The sequence below is a fragment of the Plantactinospora sp. WMMC1484 genome (assembly GCF_049315195.1).
Lineage (GTDB): Bacteria > Actinomycetota > Actinomycetes > Mycobacteriales > Micromonosporaceae > Plantactinospora.
In genome coordinates, this window is record NZ_CP186055.1 from 7782010 (window position 1) to 7800657 (window position 18648).

Annotated in this window: 20 protein-coding genes; 9 read left to right on the plus strand and 11 right to left on the minus strand. The window is 71.2% G+C overall.

Annotated elements, in window-relative coordinates:
* Positions 1-118 precede the first annotated feature (118 nt).
* Positions 119-766 (minus strand): choice-of-anchor M domain-containing protein, encoded by a 648-nt coding sequence (locus ACN28C_RS33300; protein WP_422771439.1) that lies wholly within the window; start codon positions 764-766, stop codon positions 119-121.
* A 38-nt stretch (positions 767-804) separates the two neighbouring features.
* Complete coding sequence (locus ACN28C_RS33305) at positions 805-1458, minus strand: choice-of-anchor M domain-containing protein (protein WP_422771440.1); 654 nt, start codon at positions 1456-1458, stop codon at positions 805-807.
* A gap of 199 nt (positions 1459-1657) precedes the next feature.
* Here ACN28C_RS33305 and ACN28C_RS33310 point away from each other — a divergent pair, with 199 nt between their 5' ends.
* The 3 genes from ACN28C_RS33310 (at position 1658) to ACN28C_RS33320 (ending at position 4876) form a co-directional block, all read left to right on the plus strand.
* Positions 1658-3118: a choice-of-anchor M domain-containing protein gene (locus tag ACN28C_RS33310; protein ID WP_422771441.1), complete on the plus strand. Its 1461-nt coding sequence runs from the start codon at positions 1658-1660 to the stop codon at positions 3116-3118.
* 116 nt (positions 3119-3234) lie between these two features.
* Positions 3235-3963 (plus strand): class I SAM-dependent methyltransferase, encoded by a 729-nt coding sequence (locus ACN28C_RS33315; RefSeq protein WP_422771442.1) that lies wholly within the window; start codon positions 3235-3237, stop codon positions 3961-3963.
* Positions 3964-4141: 178 nt separating this feature from the next.
* Positions 4142-4876 (plus strand): class I SAM-dependent methyltransferase, encoded by a 735-nt coding sequence (locus ACN28C_RS33320; protein ID WP_422774897.1) that lies wholly within the window; start codon positions 4142-4144, stop codon positions 4874-4876.
* Between the two features lie 105 nt (positions 4877-4981).
* On the opposite strand, the gene ACN28C_RS33325 is transcribed toward ACN28C_RS33320, so the two are convergent.
* From ACN28C_RS33325 to ACN28C_RS33360, 8 genes are all read right to left on the minus strand, one after another.
* A complete protein-coding gene (locus tag ACN28C_RS33325) occupies positions 4982-5914 on the minus strand; it encodes an anchored repeat-type ABC transporter permease subunit (protein WP_422771443.1) in 933 nt (310 codons plus the stop codon).
* Positions 5914-6627: an anchored repeat-type ABC transporter ATP-binding subunit gene (locus ACN28C_RS33330; RefSeq protein ID WP_422774898.1), complete on the minus strand. Its 714-nt coding sequence runs from the start codon at positions 6625-6627 to the stop codon at positions 5914-5916. The genes ACN28C_RS33325 and ACN28C_RS33330 overlap by 1 nt, the downstream gene beginning before the upstream one ends.
* 26 nt (positions 6628-6653) lie before the next feature.
* Positions 6654-7604, minus strand: coding sequence for a choice-of-anchor M domain-containing protein (locus ACN28C_RS33335; RefSeq protein ID WP_422774899.1), 951 nt, complete (start codon positions 7602-7604; stop codon positions 6654-6656).
* A 191-nt stretch (positions 7605-7795) separates the two neighbouring features.
* Positions 7796-9418, minus strand: coding sequence for an anchored repeat ABC transporter, substrate-binding protein (locus ACN28C_RS33340; RefSeq protein WP_422771444.1), 1623 nt, complete (start codon positions 9416-9418; stop codon positions 7796-7798).
* 108 nt (positions 9419-9526) lie between these two features.
* A complete protein-coding gene (locus tag ACN28C_RS33345; RefSeq protein ID WP_422771445.1) occupies positions 9527-11098 on the minus strand; it encodes a TIGR03773 family transporter-associated surface protein in 1572 nt (523 codons plus the stop codon).
* A gap of 99 nt (positions 11099-11197) precedes the next feature.
* The gene (locus ACN28C_RS33350; protein ID WP_422771446.1) at positions 11198-12403 is read right to left on the minus strand and encodes a WxL protein peptidoglycan domain-containing protein; all 1206 of its coding nucleotides are present in this window, start codon (positions 12401-12403) and stop codon (positions 11198-11200) included.
* Positions 12404-12613: 210 nt separating this feature from the next.
* Positions 12614-13126: a Fur family transcriptional regulator gene (locus ACN28C_RS33355; RefSeq protein WP_422771447.1), complete on the minus strand. Its 513-nt coding sequence runs from the start codon at positions 13124-13126 to the stop codon at positions 12614-12616.
* 259 nt (positions 13127-13385) lie between these two features.
* The gene (locus tag ACN28C_RS33360) at positions 13386-14861 is read right to left on the minus strand and encodes a choice-of-anchor M domain-containing protein (protein ID WP_422771448.1); all 1476 of its coding nucleotides are present in this window, start codon (positions 14859-14861) and stop codon (positions 13386-13388) included.
* 99 nt (positions 14862-14960) lie between these two features.
* Here ACN28C_RS33360 and ACN28C_RS33365 point away from each other — a divergent pair, with 99 nt between their 5' ends.
* From ACN28C_RS33365 to ACN28C_RS33375, 3 genes are all read left to right on the plus strand, one after another.
* On the plus strand, positions 14961-15230 hold the full coding sequence (locus ACN28C_RS33365; RefSeq protein WP_422771449.1) for an ArsR/SmtB family transcription factor: 270 nt from the start codon (positions 14961-14963) through the stop codon (positions 15228-15230).
* A gap of 192 nt (positions 15231-15422) precedes the next feature.
* Positions 15423-16310, plus strand: coding sequence for a fructose bisphosphate aldolase (locus ACN28C_RS33370; protein WP_422771450.1), 888 nt, complete (start codon positions 15423-15425; stop codon positions 16308-16310).
* A 19-nt stretch (positions 16311-16329) separates the two neighbouring features.
* Positions 16330-16620 carry a hypothetical protein gene (locus ACN28C_RS33375; protein WP_422771451.1) on the plus strand — a complete coding sequence of 97 codons (291 nt, stop codon included), beginning with the start codon at positions 16330-16332 and terminating at the stop codon, positions 16618-16620.
* 210 nt (positions 16621-16830) lie between these two features.
* Here ACN28C_RS33375 and ACN28C_RS33380 read toward each other — a convergent pair whose 3' ends face one another.
* On the minus strand, positions 16831-16986 hold the full coding sequence (locus ACN28C_RS33380) for a hypothetical protein (RefSeq protein ID WP_422771452.1): 156 nt from the start codon (positions 16984-16986) through the stop codon (positions 16831-16833).
* A 182-nt stretch (positions 16987-17168) separates the two neighbouring features.
* On the opposite strand from ACN28C_RS33380, the gene ACN28C_RS33385 reads away from it, so the two are divergent.
* From ACN28C_RS33385 to ACN28C_RS33395, 3 genes are all read left to right on the plus strand, one after another.
* Entirely contained in the window at positions 17169-17459 is a 291-nt protein-coding gene (locus tag ACN28C_RS33385; RefSeq protein WP_422771453.1) for a transcriptional regulator, read from the plus strand.
* On the plus strand, positions 17456-17761 hold the full coding sequence (locus ACN28C_RS33390) for a hypothetical protein (RefSeq protein ID WP_422771454.1): 306 nt from the start codon (positions 17456-17458) through the stop codon (positions 17759-17761). Before ACN28C_RS33385 ends, ACN28C_RS33390 begins: the two co-directional genes overlap by 4 nt.
* Positions 17762-18270: 509 nt before the next feature.
* The gene (locus ACN28C_RS33395; protein WP_422771455.1) at positions 18271-18471 is read left to right on the plus strand and encodes a hypothetical protein; all 201 of its coding nucleotides are present in this window, start codon (positions 18271-18273) and stop codon (positions 18469-18471) included.
* Positions 18472-18648 lie beyond the last annotated feature (177 nt).

Sequence of the window (18648 nt, forward strand, 5' to 3'; positions counted from 1 at the left end):
ATCCCGTCCCGATGGCCGCGCGGGTATGCCTTTCGCGCGGATGGAGAGCGCGTTGGGCCGCACCCCCGACCGCCCGGAACGGGCTTGTCGGGGGCGCGGTCGCAGGACGACGCTGTCCTTAGCCGACCCGGAACGTGTAGCTGACGGTCGGACTGGCAACTCCGGTGCCGCCCTGCGCGGTGGCCCGGAACGAGAGGGTGTAGGTGCCCAGCGCCGAGAACGCCCAGTTGCCGTGGGCATGCACGCCGGCGCTGATGTTGCCGGGCCAGACGGAGATCGGGCAGCCGGCGGCGCTGTTGGAGTTGAGCCGGAAGGTCGGCGTACCGAAGGAGTTGGTGGTGTAGAGGGCGAACCGCCCGCCGGCCGGCACCGAGGACACGCCGACCAGTTCCATCCGTACCGGCCCCTGGGCCGCCGGCACGTCCTCGGTGTTCCAACCGGGCCAGATCAGGTTGGGGTTCTCGGCCTGCGGGGCGACGTAGGCGGTCGACCCGGCGGCGCCGAGGCAGTTCCAGGCGGATCCGCTCGGCACCGCGATGGCCGAGCTCGACTTCAGTCGCAGCGTCGTACCCACCGGCGACAGGTCGTCGTTGGCGGGGCTGAACGCCCTGATGTCGAGGGTGAGGGCTCCGGCGGCGTAGTCGACATCGAGGACGTCGAGGTGACCGGTCTCGATGGTGGCCGCCGCCGCCGGGGTGGCGGTCAGGCCGAGGACGGCGGCGGTCGTGGCCGCCACCAGGGCCAGCGTCCGATGGACGAGTCTCATCGTTTCTCCAGTTGCGGGACGCAGGGACGGAACGGGGCTCAGCTCTTGACCTTGAAGGTGAGCCACACCGGGTCGGAGGTCACGCGCTCCCCCGTCCCGGCCAGCTTGCCGGTGACGTCGACCTTGATCCGGTAGGTGCCGGCCCGCTCGAACGCCCAGTTGAGGTGCATGTGGTCGCCGACCGGCCGGGTGATCACGTCGGGCAGGCCGTCCTCGCTGTCGACCAGCACGTCGGGCGCGCCGACCGGGTCGTTGACGAAGATGCTGAACCCGTCGGGACCGTTCACCCGGGTGAACCGGATCCGGACGCTGTCGCCGACGAAGACGCCGGACTCCAGCTCCTCGGTGGCCAGGCCGGCCCAGAGCAGGTTCTCGTCCTGGACCTCGGGCAGGATGTGGACGGTCGCGCCCGGTGCGCCGAGGAACGCGTACGCCGGGTCGTCCGGCACGGTCACCGCCGCCTCCGGCTTGGCGACGAAGATCACGTCGGCCGGGTCGCGCTCCACGTCGGGGTCCACGGTCTCGTCGTGGACGGAGATCTCGAACTCACCGTCCTCGAAGGCCACGTCCACCGCGTCGACGTGCCCCTGGGACAGCTTCACGACGGCCGCCTGGGCGGGCACGGCCCCGACCAGCAGGCCGGCCGTGATCGCCGCAGTAATGCCGGTCAATGCGGTCATCCTGGTTCGCATGCGAATCCTCCTCACGCCGCGGCACCGCACCACGGCAAAGCAAACGGTAACCATTTTCAGTATGCTGTCAAGGGTCGGGCACGGTCGGCCGCCCGGACCCTCCGGGGTGGCCGGTCGCCCGCTCGACATGCTTCCGGGGGCGTGCTAACTTCCCCGCGAACCTGACATCCGTTTTCATTTGATAGAAGTGGGGGGAGGAATGACGACGAGAAATTCCAGACGCCTTGCCACAGCCGCCGGTGCCGCCGTCGCTTGCCTCGGCGCGCTGCTCCTGCCCGGTGCCACCCCGGCACTGGCGCAGGACAAGGTCGTGCTGTCGACCGGCCACACCGACGCGGTCGACGTGCACTACGAGGACGGAGAACTCGTACTCAAGGTGCACGACGACACTGTCTCGCCATCAGTGACCCGGGATCCGGCCGACGTGATCTTCCAGGTCCTGCCGGAGGCGGCGGTGCAGGTGCCGGCTGCACCGGCGTACGCCTTCCTCGGGCCGGCGGGCTCGACGATCTGGATGCTGCCGATGACGCAGGATCCGAATCTCCTGTGGCCGGGCTGGAACACCACCACGTTGCGATCCGGTGTGTTCCAGGGCAACAAGGTGCGGTTGAGTCTGGTCGAGGTGGCCGGTCCGGGCCGGGTGTCCGTCTTCATGACCGATCCGGTCGGTCAGCCGCTGATCAAGTTCCGCAGCGACGACGGACTGCCGGACGCGATCGACGTGCCGATCAGCACCCACGCCCACGCCAACTGGGTCTTCAGTGCCCTGGGCAGCTACACGTTGACCTTCCAGGCCGACGCCACGCTGGCCGACGGAACGCCGATCTCCACCGGCCCGGTGCCGTACCACTTCGTGGTCGGTGACCTGCCGGAGCCGGACCCGGAGGTCGAGCTTTCCGTGCAGGGCCTGCAGTCCGGTTACGCCCCGGGTGCGACGGTCAACCTGACCGCCGTGCAGAATCCGGTCACCGAACTGGACCACTACCACTGGTTCAGCAGGTGCCCCGGGGCGGCGGAGTTCACCGAGATCCCGAGCGAGGTGTCCGCGGCGTACTCGTTCACCGCTACGGCGCAGTTGGACAACTGCCAGTACCTGGCCCGCCTCTACGGGGACGACCACGTACTGGCGGCCGAGAGCGCCCCGGTGACCCTGAACGTCGAGGACGCCGGCACTCCGGCGGCGTCGCAGACGATCAAGGTGACCGTCGGGGCGCAGGGCTCGCTGGTGGTCAGCGTCGACCCCGACGACCGTACGGTGAACCTGCCGGCGGCGGCACTCTCCCCGGGCGGTGACCGGTGGCAGAGCAACGGTGAACTGCGCCCGGTCACGGTGACCGACACCCGGCCGGGCTCGCCCGGCTGGAACGTCGCCGGACAGCTCGGTGACTTCACCGCCGAGCAGTCCCGGGTCGGTGGCAAGTACCTCGGCTGGACGCCGAGCGTGCTGGCCCAGGCCCAGGGGCAGGGCGTCGTCGCCGGCCCGACCGTCGCGCCCGGCTTCACCGCCGGGAACGGCCTGGCCGCGAGCAGTGTGCTCGGCAGCGCACCGGCCGGTGACGGCCGGGGCACCGCCCAGCTCGGTGCCGGGCTGAACCTGGAACTGCCGACCGACACCGCTGCCGGTCAGTACGTCGCGACGCTGACCCTGACCGCCATCTGAGGAACCTGACAACCATCCGGAAGAGACCCATCTCGGCAGCCGTGGGTGCACAGACCACGGCTGCCGAGACGCTTCCGGTGTCGTCCCGGCACTGTCGACAGGAAGGCGGACACCCAATGACGGTCGACCTCTACGCGGAATCCGGTGAGTTCATCGACGTGTTCAGTCGGGATGCCTGGCGCGCGTTCCGGCCGCCGGTCGTCGCGGCACTGCGCCGGGCCGTTCCCGCCCAGGGACCGATCCTCGACATCGGCGCCGGGTCCGGGCTGGGCACCCTGCTCGTGGCGGAGACGCTGCCGACCGCCGAGATCGTCGCGGTGGAGCCGTCCCCGATCCTCCGCGCGGTGCTGCTGTCCCGGCTGGCCGACAGCGAGACGCTGCGCCCGAACGTGACGGTGGTCGCCGCCGGTATCCAGGACTGGTCACCCCCGGCCCGGCTGGGCGGGGTACTCGCGATGAACATGCTCGGCCACCTCGACCCGGCGCAACGCCGGACCCTCTGGGCCGACCTGCGCGAGCGGCTGGCGCCCGCCGCGCCGCTGATCGTGAACCTGCAACCGCCGGCCGAGGTGACCACCATCCCGCCGACACCCTTCGCGAGCATCACCATCGGCGGCCGTACCTACCAGGGCGGCGGCGAAGCCCGGCCGGACGGGGCCGACACCGTCACGTGGACAATGAGTTACCGCACCCTCGGCCAGGACGGCAACGTCGAACGCGAGGTCGTCGTGGCGTATCCGTGGCACGTGATATCCGCGACGGAGCTGCTCGACGAGCTGGCCGAGGCCAGCTTCACCGCAAGCGTCGGTGAGCTGGACGTCGTGCTGGCCACCCCGCACGGCTGACCCGGACACCGCCCGCCCGGCGAGCACTTCCCTGCTGGCGACAACCCCTGTGAGGAGACCCGACGTGGACGATGGCACCGACGAGGACCGGGCGGCCCGGACGAAACAGGAGCTGGCCGGGGTGTTCGACCGTGGCGCGCCGGCCTACGACCGAGTCGGGGTGGACTTCTTCGGCCCGATGGCACGGGAGCTGGTGCGCCGGGCCCACCTCCGCCCGGGTGAGCGGGTGCTCGACGTGGGCTGCGGACGGGGTGCCGTCCTGCTGCCGGCCGCCCACGCCGTCGGACCGACCGGCGGCGTCGTCGGCATCGACCTGGCCCCGACGATGGTCGAGCTGGCCCGGGCCGACGTGGCCGCCGCCGGGCTGACCCAGGTACGGGTCGAGGTCGCCGACGCCGAGGCCCCGCCACTGCCTGCGGCCGACTTCGACGCGGTACTCGCCGGACTGGTGGTCTTCATGCTCCCCGCACCCCTCGACGCGCTGCACGCCTACCGGCGCCTGCTCCGCCCCGGCGGGCGGCTCGGCTTCACCACCTTCGCCGCCCACGATCCCCGCTTCAACGAGGCGCTGCGCGCGTTGGCGCAGCACCTGCCCGAGGAGCACCGTCGGCCACCGACGGCCGACCAGGAGCGGTTGTTCGGCTCGGCCGAGTCGGTCGCCGCACTACTCGATGCCGCCGGCTTCGAACAGGTCACGGTCGACGAGGTGCCGTTCGAGAGCCGGTTCCGCGACGTCGACCACTGGACGGCGTGGGCCTGGTCGCACGGCGCCCGCGCACTGCTGGAACGCGTCCCGGCCGACCGGCTGCCCGCCGCGCTCGCCGACGCGTCCCGGGTGCTGGCCCCGACCGGCGGCGACCTGGTCCTGACCACCACCGTCCGGTTCACCTTCGGCGTACCTGCGGGGTCCTGACCACCACGGTCCCGGCTCGCCCTTTGGTGCGACGGTCTCGGGGGAACCGGATGCGGATCGGCCTAGCTCGTGGCCGCCACGGTCCGGTTCGCCCCGGTGCGCCGGCTAGCTCGTGGCCGCCACGCTCTGGTTCGGAAGGTCGGCGTGGTCGTCCGGTCCCGTGGTGTCGGAGTCCTCGGCCGCTGCGGGCCGGCGCCAGCGCCGGGTGAGCAGGCCGTGCCTCGGGGCGAAGAGCCAGGCGGCGAGGAAGACGGCGGTGGCGACCAGCACGATCGTGCCGCCGACCGGGGTGTCGTAGCTCCAGGACAGGTAGAGCCCGACCAGTGCGGACGTGCCGCCGATCACGGGGGCGAGCAGCATCATCACGCCGAGCCGGTCGGTGAGCAGCCGGGCCGCCGCCGCAGGGGTGATCAGCAGGGCCAGCACGAGAATGTTGCCGATGGTCTGCAACGAGATCACCACGGCCAGGGTCACCAGCACGTAGAGGACGATGTCGAGCCAGAAGACCGACATGCCCATGGACCGGGCCATCTCCCGGTCCAGGCAGACCGCGACGAACTCCTTGTGCAGCGCGAACACCAGCCCCAGGATGACCAGGCCGGTGCCGCCGACCAGGTAGAGGTCCCGGTCCGGGATGCCGGTGATCGAGCCGAAGAGGAACTGTTGCAGCGAGCCGGCGTACCCGGGTGCCTGCGAGATGATCACGATGCCGAGGGCGAAGGCGGCGACCAGGAAGACGCCGATCAGGGAGTCCTCCTTGAGCCGCCGGTTCTGCGCGAAGATCGCGATCAACAGGGCGGTCGCTATCCCGGCGACGGCGCCGCCGAGGACCAGGCTGCCCTGCAGGACGAAGGCGACCGCGAGGCCGGGGAAGACCGCGTGCGCGACGGCGTCGCCGATGAAGGCCATCCCCCGGAGTACGACATAGCAGCCGACGACGCCGCAGACGACGCTGGACATCACCGCGATGGCCAGCGCCTTCGGCAGGAAGGCGAGGTCAGGATTGAGCAGGTCGGTGATGAAGTCGGTGATGGACACTAGGCCGCCCTAACGAGTTTCAACAGCGGAGAGGTCTCGCTGACCCCGAAGGTACGCATCCACACCTCGACGTCCTGGAGTTCGTCGGGTCGCCCGTCGGCGATGACCGTGCGGTTGAGCAGGACCAGCCGGGTGCAGGACTCCATCGCCGCGACCAGGTCGTGGGTGGTCATCAGCACCGCCCGGCCCTCGGCGGCGAGGCTGGCGAAGAGGTCGCCGAGCAGTTCCTGGGTCGGCATGTCCAGCCCGGTGAACGGCTCGTCGAGCAGCAGGATGCGCGGCGCCAGCGCCAGTGCCCTGGCCACCAGGACACGTTGCCGCTGCCCACCGGAAAGCTCGCCGACCGGGCGCCGACGCAGACCGGCGAGTTGCACCCGGTCGAGCGCCTCGCCGACGGCCCGCCAGTCGGCGAGGCCGGGGCGGCGGAGCAGGCCGATCCGGCCCGTCCGGCCGGTCAGCACCGCCTGCTCGACGGAGATCGGGAAGTCCCAGGTGAACTCGTGGCGCTGCGGCACGTACCCGATCCCCGCGCGTCCGGGCCGGGACCGCTTCCCCTCCACCAGCACCTGGCCGCCCCTGGCGCGGACCAACGCCAGGACGGTACGGAGCAGGGTGGTCTTGCCGGCTCCGTTGGGGCCGAGCAGTCCGACCAGCTCCCCCGGTTCGAGGTGCAGGCGTACGTCGCGCAGCACCGGCCGGCCGCCGAGGTCCACGTCCAGGTTTTCGATTTCCAGTGCTCTCACGGCCGACCGTCCGTCGGCGGCGTGCTGCGCTCGAATTCGGCCCGGCGCCGCGCCCCGGCGCCGCGGACCAGCACCACCACGAGGGCCACCGCGAGCAGGACCGCGATGCCGACCAGCGCGGCGAGCAGCGGCGTACCCGGGCCGCCGGACGAGTCGCCGGCCTCGGCCGGCCCGTCGTCCGGTGCGCCCTGGCCGCCGGGTCCGGGGACGTCCGCCGCGGCGGCGAACGCCTCGTCAACGCTGGCCGCGTCGCCGACCGCGAAGCGCAGCGTCCGGGTGGCGGAGACCTTCTCACCACTGATCAGGTCGGCGGAGACCTGCACCGAGACCAGGTAGACCCCGGGCGTGCTGAAGACCCAGTTGGCGTGGGTGTGGGTGTTGACCTCGACCCACATCGGCTGGGCTGCCGGCTCCGCCGAGCGCCACAGCACCTGCGGCGCGGCGAAGTTGCCGGACTGGAGGAACGTGGTGAGGGTGCCCGGCCCGCGCACGCCGAGCAGGCTCAGCGTGACGCCCCGGTCGATGGTCTGCATCACCCGGGGATCCTGGCTGTTCCAGCCGAGCCAGACCACGCCCTGATCCTGCACCTGTGGCACCACGTGCACCCGCTTCCCGGCGTCGATGCCGAGAAAGGCGTACGCCGGATCGTCCGGCACGGCCTGCAACGCCGCGTCGGAGACCCGGAACACCGTCTCGTCGGGATCGCGCCACACCGGCCGGGCCTGCGTGCCGTCGTGCACCAGGAGCGTCCACTTGTCGTCGACGTAGCGGGGGCCGATGTCCACGTGCCCGGTCGCCAGGGTCACCCGGCCGGTGGCCAGCGGCTGGTCCGCCGCGATCGACTGTTGTAGTCCCGGGCTCGGCTGCTGTAGTCCCGGGCTCGGCTGCGCGACGGGCACGGAACCAGATCGCTCGGCAGGCACGGAAGCAAGGCGCTCGGCAGGCATGGAAACCGGCCGCGCGCCGAGCGCGGGAGTGGCCGTCGCCGCCAACACGACCACCGTTCCCGCCACGCATCGCCACAGGGTCGTCGCCGCGCGGGCGCTCCGCTCACGCGTCGGCCGCCGCGCCGCGTCCAGGCGCCGCTCACCGAGCCAACGGCGCGACCGCGCTCGTCCTGCCGTCACTGCTTCCTCCCTCATCGTGCCGTGCCCAGGCAGTCGTACAGCGATTCGGCGTTGAACCGCATCATTTGCAGGTAGTCGGTGACCTCGTCGTCGAAGGTGTCGCCGTAGATCCGGCAGATCCGCAGCCCCTCCTCCCGGGCCACCTCGGTCAGCGTGGCGGAGCGGGCCGCCAGGTTCGGCTCCAGGAACACGGCCGGGATGTCGAGGTTGCGGATCGTCTCGGTGAGCCGGCGCCGGTCGGCCAGGCTCGGCTCGGTCGCCGGGTTCGGAGTGACGAAACCCGAGATCTCGATCCCGTACGCCTGGCCGAGATAGCCGAACGCGTCATGCGTGGTGACCAGATGGCGTCGCGAGGGCGGGATCTGGGCGATGGTGTCCCGGACGAAGGCGTCGAGTCGTTCGAGTTCGCCGACGTAGGCCGCCGCGTTGGCGCGGTACTCCGCCGCGCCCTGCGGATCCACCCCGATCAGGGTGTCCCGGATCAGCTCCACGTAGGCGATGACGTTGCGGACGTTCTGCCACAGGTGCGGGTCGATCTCGCCGTGCACGTGCTTGCCGAGCACCGCCTGGGGTAGCTGGTGGACCTGGGTGCCCGGCCGGCCGAGGAACCGGTACCTGCGGTCGCCCGGCACCTCCCGCAGTGCCTTGTTCGGCACCTCGATCACCGTGCCGGCCGGGTCGTACACCCGCTGGTTGACCGTGCCGCCACCCTCCGGGTCCGCCAGCAGGTCGAGCCGGCCCCGGTCGAGGTCGACGCTGAGGTCCGCGTGCCCGGAGTTCAGCACCGCCGCATCCGCCATCCCTGGCACCGAGTGCGGATCCACCCCGACGGCGAAGGTGAAGACCTGCTCCCCCATCGGCACGGGCGCGGTGTCCGGGGTGACCGCGAGCTCTGCCCGCATGGTGAGCCGGTAGACGCCCGGCTTGGTGAACGCCCAGCTCATGTGCGTGTGCGCGTCTGGTGGCAGGGTCGCAGTGTCGTCCCGGTAGCCGTTGCCCGGGTCGAATCCGTCCGTGGAGTCGACGTAGAACGACGGGTCACCGAACGACTCGGTCAGGTAGGCGACGAGGCCGCCCGGCCCCTCGACGGCGGTGGCGTGCAGCAGCACGTCGGAGGAGCGGTTGGCGCCGTGCGCCGCGCCGGTGCCCCGGACCCGCATACCGAGCCAGATGGTGTCCAACGAGACGTCCTCGACCAGCGGAATGATCTCCGCCGCGTACTTCACCGCCCCCTCGGCCAGCGAGACGTTCGGTACGCCGTCGCGCAGGTTCGCGTCCAGCGCCTTGATGATCGCCTGCTCCTCCAGCAGCAGGTAGTTGCTGAACGCGACGTCGGCGTAGACCACGTTGCGGATGCTCCGCAGGGTCGGCTCGTAGCTGTGCGGGTCGGCACCGTCCGGCACCAGCGCGCTGACCCGTACCCGGTCACCACCGACCTGGCCGACCAGGTCGCGCAGGATGCCGGTGGTGGTGACGACCTGGAGCCGCTCGTCGTGGGCGCTCAGCGTCACCTCCGACCGGCAGCCGGTGGCGAGCACCGCGAAGAGCAGTGGCAGCAGCACCGGCAACAGCCGGACCCTCGGGATGGTGCGGTACGCCTGCGGGCGGACCCGGGTGACGGCGGCAGCGGGCATCCGCGTACCTCCTCGCTCGGCGCGACGGCGCCGGTCGGTCCCCACCACCGTGCCGCGCGAACGATAGCACGGAGATGGCAACGGTTATCAGCTCTGTTAGGGCGGTGACTACGGTGCGGTGGTCGCCCCGGTGCCGGTCCCGCCGCGGCGGCGCCGTGCGACGAAGAGCAGCAGCGCACCGGCCAACACGAGCAGCAGTCCGCCGCCCACCGCCGGAAGGAGCCAGGACTCACCGGTACGCGGCAGCCTGCCGTTCCCGGAACCGTTCCCGGAGCCGTCGCCCGAACCGGCACCGAAGCCCGCGCCCGGATCGGTCCCGTCGCCGACCGCGATCGCCAGGGTCTTGGTGTCGGTGACCGCCCTGCCGTCCGTGGTGCTGCCGCTCATCTGCACGCTCAGTTTGTAGAGGCCGGCCTCGCTGAACGCCCAGCTGCCGTGCGCGTGCGTGTTCGGCGGGATCACCAGCCGCTGCGGCAGCGCCTTGCCGGTGTCGAACAGCACCTTCGCGCCGCCGAACGAGTCCGTCGTGAAGAGCGTGAACCGGCCCGGACCGTCGACCCCGGCAAGAGTCCACGTCACATTGCCCCGGATACCCGAGATCACCGACTCGTGCTGGGTGTTCCAACCCGGCCAGACGATCCCGGACTCCTGCACCTGCGGCAGCACCCAGACCTCGTCACCCTCCTCGCCGAGGAAGTCCTTTCCGGCCGGCACCGTCGTCTTCGCGTTGTCCTTGACCTGGAGGACCACGTCGGCCAGCTCCCGCCACACCGCCGGGGTGACGCTGTCGTCCTTGAGCCGGATCGTAAGGTTCCCGCCCACCAAATTCGGTCCCATGTCGACGTGCCCGTCCGAGATCACCTTGCGTTCGGCGGCGGCCGCGGCGGCGTTCACGCCTGCCGGCTGCGACGCCGACGGTGTCGTCGGCACCGGCGCGGCCTGCGGCGGCGCGGGGGCCTTGGCTCTGGTCTGTGGCAACTGCCGGGCCGGCTCGACCGGAGCCGCCGGCACCGGCGGCGGCAGCGTCGGGCCCGGCCGCAGCGGCGGGACACTGACCTGGTACGTCGCCTCGGCCGTCACCGTCGCCCCGGTCGTCAGCGTCGCCGACGACGCGAGCGTCAGCCGGTAGTCCCCGGCCGCGTCGAAGGCCCACACGACCGGAGTCCGGGCGGCGGTCGGCAGCGACACGTCCCGGGCGTCCGGGCCGAGCAGTTGCCGGGCCACGCCGAGACCGGAGACGGTGTACGCGGTGAATCGGCCGGGTCCCGCCACCGCCGTCAGCGACAGCTTCACCGTGTCACCCCGGACGGCGCCCCGGCCCACCCTCGTGGTGTCGAACCCGGGCAGACCCGCGTTCCCCGAGGTGAGCGACCAGACCGCCGCACCGGGCGTACCGAGGAACGAGAACTGTGGACTGTCCGGCAGCCGTACCGTCACGCCACCCTCCGGGTCCAGCAGCACGTCGGCCGGAGCGTGCCCGGCCTCGTCCCGGGCGACCTGGCCGGCGTCGCGGACCCGCATCGAGAGGTCGCCGTCGACGAGGGAGAGGGATACCAGATCCGCCCCCGCCGGGTCGACCGGCGCCGGCGCGGCGCCCACCGGTGCGGCAGTGCCGGCCAGCGACAGTACGGCCAGGGCGAGCCCGGCCGCGCCCACCCGTACCACTGCTCTTCTTCTCATCTCCCTGCCTCGCTCCACTCGGGGGTTGTCGATGTCACGGCCGGTACGCCGGCACTGTTCGTCTCGATCACGGTTCGTCTCGATCACTGTTCGTCTCGATCACGGTTGGGCGCCCGGGGTTGACGTCGGCGGCCCGGCCGCGGCCTTCGGCGTACTCCTGTCGGGCTGTGTGGGTGGGCCCGTGCCGGCCGGCGGTCCGGACGGCGTGCCGGCGGCCGTCGCGGTGGCTTCGGCACGGCCCTGCTCGCGAGCTGCGGCAACGGCCTGCGCCAGGTTCCGGGCCGCCCGGCGGCGCCTGCGGCGGCGAAGCATCAGCAGGGCACCCACCGCCCCGAGGACGAGGAGGACCAGCAGGAGTTGGCGCCACGGTACGGCCCACACGGTGACCTCCTCCGACGCCTCGGCCGGGTGCGGGTCGAGCGCCTGCCCCTCGACGGCCGCCGGGACGACGGTGGTGGTGACGGTGAGCCGGAACAACGGCGCCACCCCGCGGAGCCGGACGGTGGTCCGGACGGCCCCGCCCGGCAGGATCTCCGGCAACGCCGTGCCGGACGCGCTGCGACGTCCCAGGCCGAAGAGTCCGGCCGACTCGGTCATCGGCTGGCCGGCGAGCCGCACGTTTCCGGTGTTCCGGATCGTTGCCGTGGCGACGATCTCGCCCCCGGCGAACGGGTTGCCGGACGCCCGGTGGTCTACCCGAAGGCCCTCCAGGGCCAGCGCAGGCCGCAGTTCGCCGGTGACGCGCAGGTAGATCCGTGCGCCGACCCGGTGGTCGACCGCGACCTGGTTGCCCTGCCCGTCGGTGGTGGTGGCGGCGAGCGAGGCCACGATGCCGCCGACGTGGTCGCCCGGGGTGGCGTTCTCGGGCACGGTCAGGGTGAACGGCACGTCCATCCGGGACGTCGACGGGATCGTCAGCGTCGGGGCGGTGAGCCGCACCCAGGAACCCACGTCGACCGGCCGCTGCCCCCCGGGCAGTAGGTCGAATCCGCCCTGCGGGGTGGTGACGGCGTCGCTGGCGTAGAGGCTGAGGGTCAGCGGCCGGGCCGAGTGGTTGGTCACCGCGACGTAGTCCGTCACCCTGGCACCGGGATCGAGCTTGTAGCCGAAGCTCGCCCGCCCGTTTGGCCCGGTCGGGCTCGACGGGGTCACGCCCCAGGTCACCGGCGCCGGACGGGCGGGCACGCTGCCGCTCGGCGTCGGCGTCGGCGTCGGCGTCGGCGCGGCGGCCGCCGGGACCGCGCCGAGCACGAGCGCACTGACGGCGCCGGCAACGACGGCGGCGATGGAGGTGGGCAGACGCATAATGGGTGGCGCATCCGTTCGGGTAGGGGCATGGCCGGCGCTCGGGCCGCCCGGCGTTCGGGGAGCGGTGGTCACCGCTCGGCTCCTGGCACAGAGCAAGACACTATAAGGGTAACCGTTTTCGTTTTCGCCAGGGTGGCCCCGGCGGGTCGACCGAGGAGACCGAAGGTGCCACTTGACTTCCGCCGCGACGCCACGTCGACATGTCGGTCACTGATCGCCATCCGGTGGGCGGCGATCGGCGCGCAGGCACGTTCCACACACTCCGTACAGGTCGCTGTGCTGTGGGTTGGGCACGAAATCCTCGTCCGCACGTACCTGTTGGAGCCAGCGGGTCACCGCGTCGGCGGACCGCTCCACGACCAGCCCGCACACCTCGCACACCAGGTGGTGGTGCGGCCCCTCCCGGCAGTGCCGATAGGTCAGCTCACCGTCGCGATGGAAGACGTGCACCCGTCCTGTGTCCGCCAACGCGTGCAGGGTGCGGTAGACCGTGGTCAACCCCACCGCCCGTCCGTCCGCGCGCAGCCGCTGGTGGATTGCGATCGCACTGGCCGGATGCTCCTGCCCGTGCAGCGCGTCGAGCACCAGCCGGCGCTGGGCGGTCGGCGCCAGGCCGGCCGCCCGCAGCTCGCCGATCAGCTCGTGCTGCTGGTCCGGCCCGCCCCGCTGGTGGATGGCCATCATGGCGTCGCGGGGCGGGCCGGTCGGAGTGCCCGACACTCTCCGATGACCAGCACGCTCGGTCGGCCGTACCGGCCAATCGGTGGCAGCACGGCGCCATCCGCGCACCGGCACGCCGGGAAGGAACGCAGGACCATGGTGACCACGCTATACGGTAATGAAAACCAATATCAAGTCAAATCGAACCAGATCTTGCCGGAGACCGCCGGCGCCGACTGATCGCCAGCCACCCCGGTCGGCTCGGTCCGGACGCCGCCCCGGCCGGGCCAAGGGTCGGGGCGGCGACTGCGGCGGTGGATTAGATGGCGGTCAGCGTCAAGGTGGCTGCGTATTCGCCCGCCGCCGTGTCGGTCGGCAGCTCGAGCGAGACGACGGCGCCGAGTCGAGCGGTGCCGCGCCCGCTGCCGGATGGCGCGGAGCCGAGTAACGCGCCGCTGGCGAGGCCGTTACCCGAGGTGAAGCCGGAGGCGGCCACCGGGCCGGCGACCACGTCCTGGCCGGCTGCCTGTGCGATGACCTCCGGCGCCCATCCGAGGTACCGGCCCCCGAAGTTGCCGGCGGTGCCGACGAAGTCTGAGACCTGGCCCGACGCGTTCCAGCCGGGCTTTCCGACCCGGGTGTCGGTGACGGTCACCGGACGCAGCGCACCGGAGGACGCCAACCGGTCACCGTTCGCCCCGAGGGTCGCCGCAGGCAGCGTGACGACGCGGTCGTCGGGGTCGACGCTGACCACCAGCGCGCCGTCGGAATCGCGGATCGTCGCGACGATCGCCTGGCTGGCACCGGGTTCGCCGGGGTCGTGGCCGGGCTCGACCACGAGGGTCACGGGATCTGCCTCGGCCACCGCGTTGTGGTCGTCGTCGTAGAGGATCGCCTTGTACTGGCAGCCGTTCAACGCCTCGGTGGCGGTGAACTGGTACGAGAAAGAGCCCTCCCCCGCGATGACGGTGAACTCGGCAGCGCCCGGGCACCGGCTGAACCAGTGGAAGTGGTCGAGTTCGGTCTCGATGTCGGTCGCGGCGACGAGGTTGACCTGCCGGCCGGGCGAGTAGCTGTCTTCCAGGCCGTAGATGTCGAGGTTGATCTCGGTAGGTGGCGGGGATCCCGTCAGGTCGCCCACCACGAATGTGTAGTCGACCGGGCCGGTCGACACCGGGGTGCCGTCGGCGAGTGTGGCGTCGGCCTGGAACTTCAGGGTGTAGGTGCCGGTGGCACCGAACGCCCAGTTGGCATGGGCGTGGGTGTGTACCGGCACCTGGAGCGCGTCGGGCAACCCGTCGTCGCTCCGGAACTGGTGAAGCGGCAGTCCGATGGCGTCTTCCATGTACACCCAGACGTTACCGGGGCCATCGACGTCGACCAGGGAGATGGTGACCTCGTCGCCCCTGAAGACTCCGTTTTCGAGCGTGGTGGTGTTCCAGCCCGGCCAGAGCAGATCCGGGTTCTGGATCTGGGGTAGCAGCCAGATGGTGCTCCCGGCCGGGCCGAGAAACGCGTAGTCCGGGTGGTCCGGCACCGCCGCGGCCGACGCCGGCAGCGCGTGGAATATCACGTCCGCCGGGTCGCGGGAGACCGCCGGCTCCACGGTGTCGTCGTGCACCTGCAGCGACAGCACACCGTCCTCGAGGTGGACGTCGACCGCGTCCGTGTGCCCCTTCGACAGCACGACCCGTTCTGCCGCTGCGGCAGGCTGCGCACCAACCGAAAGACCCGCCAGGCCCGTCAGCAGTGCGACTGCCACCACCAGAGGCCGGCCGCGCGCGCGTAGTCTCATTCTGCTCCTTGTTTCGACGACAGCCTCTTAATGAGAACGACAATCAATGTCAAGGCCGTGGCCGGGAAAGTACCACGGGTCGCGGCAATCTGTCGAGTTGTGCACCGAGTCCAGTCGGCCGCGCTGAAGCCGCCGAGGAGGTGCGTCGCGCGACCGTGCCAGCCAGAGGCGCGACGACAGTACGAACGCCACCTGTCCAACCACCTGGCCTGCCTGCGGGGCTGCGGCCTCGTCGTCGGGATTCCCGAGGGGCGGCACACCCGTCACGAGCTGGCCGACGGTCGCCTCGCACACGCCCTCGGCGACCTGCTCGGCCTGATCCTCGCCGTGGACCCGGCCTGCACCGCCCCGGCGGGAACGGATCACTGACACGTCGGGGGTCGACCGGCCCCGGCCGCTCGCGCCGACATCGGCGGGCGCGTTCAGGGTCATCTCAAACCAGGTCCCGCCGCCCGCTCAAGTCTGGCCGGATCAGGGCGCCGCGAAGCAGGCTGTATTGAAAACGGTTTTCTATTAGACTGACGGCGGCCCGACCGGACCACGTAGCGAGAGGAACCACCCGTGCCCGACCAGGAGCAGCTCACCCGATTCGAGACCGGACGCGGGTTCATCGCCGCGCTGGATCAGAGCGGCGGCAGCACGCCGAAGGCGCTGCGGCTGTACGGAATCGAGGAGTCTCGATACTCATCCGAGGCGAAGATGTTCGACCTGATTCATGCCGCACGGGTCCGTGTCGTCGGCAGCCGCGCCTTCACCTCCGAACGAATCCTGGGCGCGATCCTGTTCGAAGGCACCCTCGATCGCCAGCTCGACGGGCGCGGATTCGTCGACTACCTCTGGAAGGACAAGGGCATCGTGCCCTTTCTGAAGATCGACAAGGGCATGCGGGACGAACAGGACGGCGTCCAGTTGATGCGGGACATCCCGGCCCTCGACGAACTGCTCGACCGTGCGCGAGCGGCGGGCGTGTTCGGCACGAAGGAGCGCTCGGTCATCCACTCGGCGAACGCTGCCGGGATCGACCGCATCGTTGCCCAGCAGTTCGAGATCGCGGAGCGTGTCCTCGCAGCGGACCTTGTGCCGATCCTGGAGCCCGAGGTCGACATCAAGGCTCCGGACAAGTCCGAGGCCGAGGCGTTGTTGAAGGCGGCGATCCTGGAGCGGCTCGATGCGCTGGGTGGCCGGAAGGTCGCCATCAAGATCACCATCCCCTCCGTCGACGGGTTCTACGCCGACCTGATCGCCCACCCGACGATTGCCCGCGTCGTCGCTCTTTCCGGCGGCTACAGCCGGGACGAAGCCAACGAGCGCTTGTCCCGTAACCCGGGGCTCATCGCCAGCTTCAGCCGCGCCCTGCTGGACGGGTTGACGGCGCAGCAGAGCGACGAGGAGTTCGATCGCACCCTCGACGCGTCGATCGAGTCCATTCACCGGGCCTCGGTCGCCTGACCCCGGCGAGCTGATGATCATGAGCGGCGAGGCGGACTCCTGGCTCTCCCCGACACAGTTCCGCTGCCTGCGATCCGGTCTACGCGTGGTCACCACCTGGGCGGCCGAGGACCTCGAACCCGAGGCCGCGCTTACGCAGGCACTGCACGACGAGCCGGCCCTCGTCGAGGTCGTCGTCGGGCTGGCCACGGTCTCCCGCCTCCTGGCCATCGAGCTCGCCACGGCCACCGGAGCGACCGAGGCAGAGGTACTTGCTCGGCTGGATGCCACCGTCCACCGACTACAAGGCACCGCACACAAACCAGGTTGAGAGCCTGTTGCCCTGGCGGGCGGCCGGTCCCCCGTCGTACGTGCCGGCACGCCCGCCGGGCGCCTCAGTGTCCCGTGCCCGGCCCCTGCTGATAGGGGCCGGGCCGGACGAGGTTGGTCCGTGGGCCGGCCACCCCGTACTCCGATAACCCCGTCGGTACCCGACGATGCGGGAGACCGGACTCCGGCAGAGCCGCCCGATGGTCGGGCGTCAGTCGCAGCACGTGCCGCAGTCGCCGCTCTCCTTGCGCTTCTGGGCGGCGGCGACCGTCGCAGCCTGCACAGCGTGGGCCCGAGCCCGGGCTGCGGCGTCGACCTCCGCCTGCCGTGCGGGATTGCCGAACCGTCGCTGTTTCCTGCTCGCCATGACCGCAGCCTTGCCACCTGTCCCTGGCTGCCGTAACGCCAGGGCGACCAGGGCCGCAGCGCCCACCTCTCCGGCGCCTCTCAGTCCCACCGGAACCCGACATCGTGCGTGGCGGGCGTCACCCTCCTGCCTCGCGAATTTGATATGCGCTTCTGCGCATGCGACTATGTGTTCCGGATGAGGTGGAACCGTACGAGGCTGTCGGCCAGCTGTCCCGGGCACTGGCCGCACCGCTTCGGGGAGCAGCCGTCGACCTGCTCGCCTACCGGAAGCTCCTGGTGCAGCGGTTGGCGGAGGCGACCGGACCGGCGCAGCCGTTGGTGTCGCAACGCCCGCGCGTACTGCGCGAGGTCCGGCTGGTCCGGCGCGGACACGACGCGGTGTACGCATCCACGACCGCTCACCCGGCACCCATCGTGGGCGACGCCGTCGCCCACGCGACCGAACACGGCAGCGAGGAAGGACCGTCATGACGACCGCTACCGAACACCGTCCGCACAGCGGACACGAGCACGCGCACGCCGATGGCTGCGGGCACGTTCCCGTCCAGCACGCTGGCCACATCGACTACCTGCACGATGGACACGCCCACCACAGCCACGGCGACCACTACGACGAGTGTGACGTCCAGGGCCAGCACGTCGCGGCCGAACGGCACGAGCACACCCACGCTGACGGCTGCGGCCACGAGGCCGTGGCCCACGGCAACCACGTGGACTACGTGCACGACGGCCACCGCCACGCCGCCCACGAGGGCCACTACGACGAACACTGAAAGTGCCGGGCCGGCGCCGTGGAAACTGCCGGGACCTCCGGGCGATGCCCCGTCCGGCCGTCCGGGCACCCGATCGGCCCACGGTGATGTCGTCCGGCGCCACCGGCCGGCGGGCGGCGCCCGGTCGGTGGCGCCGGACATCACGTCGAACCACGGCGTGGGACCTGTGTCGATCTCCTTCCCCGGCCGGGCGGTTCACCCGCGTCGACGACAGGATCAGGCGCCGCGAACGAGGCTTCGCGGGCCCCGGCACCCGCGTCCGCCGAGCACCGGGACCGCGTCGGCGCTGCGGGCGCTCGTTGGTGCGGGGCTGCGGCTCCCCCGAAGAGGCACCCCCCTTCCGGACCGATGGGCCGTTATCAGTATTGAGAATCGTTATCAATTGTGGTGGGCTGTCGGTGCGCTCGCCACGAAGGCCAGCCGGGCCCGGGCGGGGATGGGGGTCGGACACAATGCATCCCACGCTGGAGACACTGACCCAGCTCTCTGAGCGTGATGACCCACGTTTCGTGCGCGGGCTCCGCTGCGGTGTGCCCGTACCGCCCCGCGAGTACCGGTACGCGACGGCATCGACGGTCCGGCTCTGGTGCGTCGTGGCACAGGTGCTCGCGGTCATCTGCGGGTTCGACATCGGCGTCGTCGTGGCGAGCGTCCTCCTCGCGGCGGCCGTGACAGCACCCCACATGACCAGCGCGTTCCTGAAACACTGAGGCGGCCGGCGCGACTGCCCGGATCCGACGCGTCGCCCGACGGAACCGGCTCGACGGCCCCCACCCGGCGGCGGCTGGGACCCCCGCCCGACTCGGTGGAGCACCTCCCGGAACACCTACGCGCGCGGCCCGGTCCCGATCCGTTCCCGAATCCACGGCACTGCTGAAAACGATGTT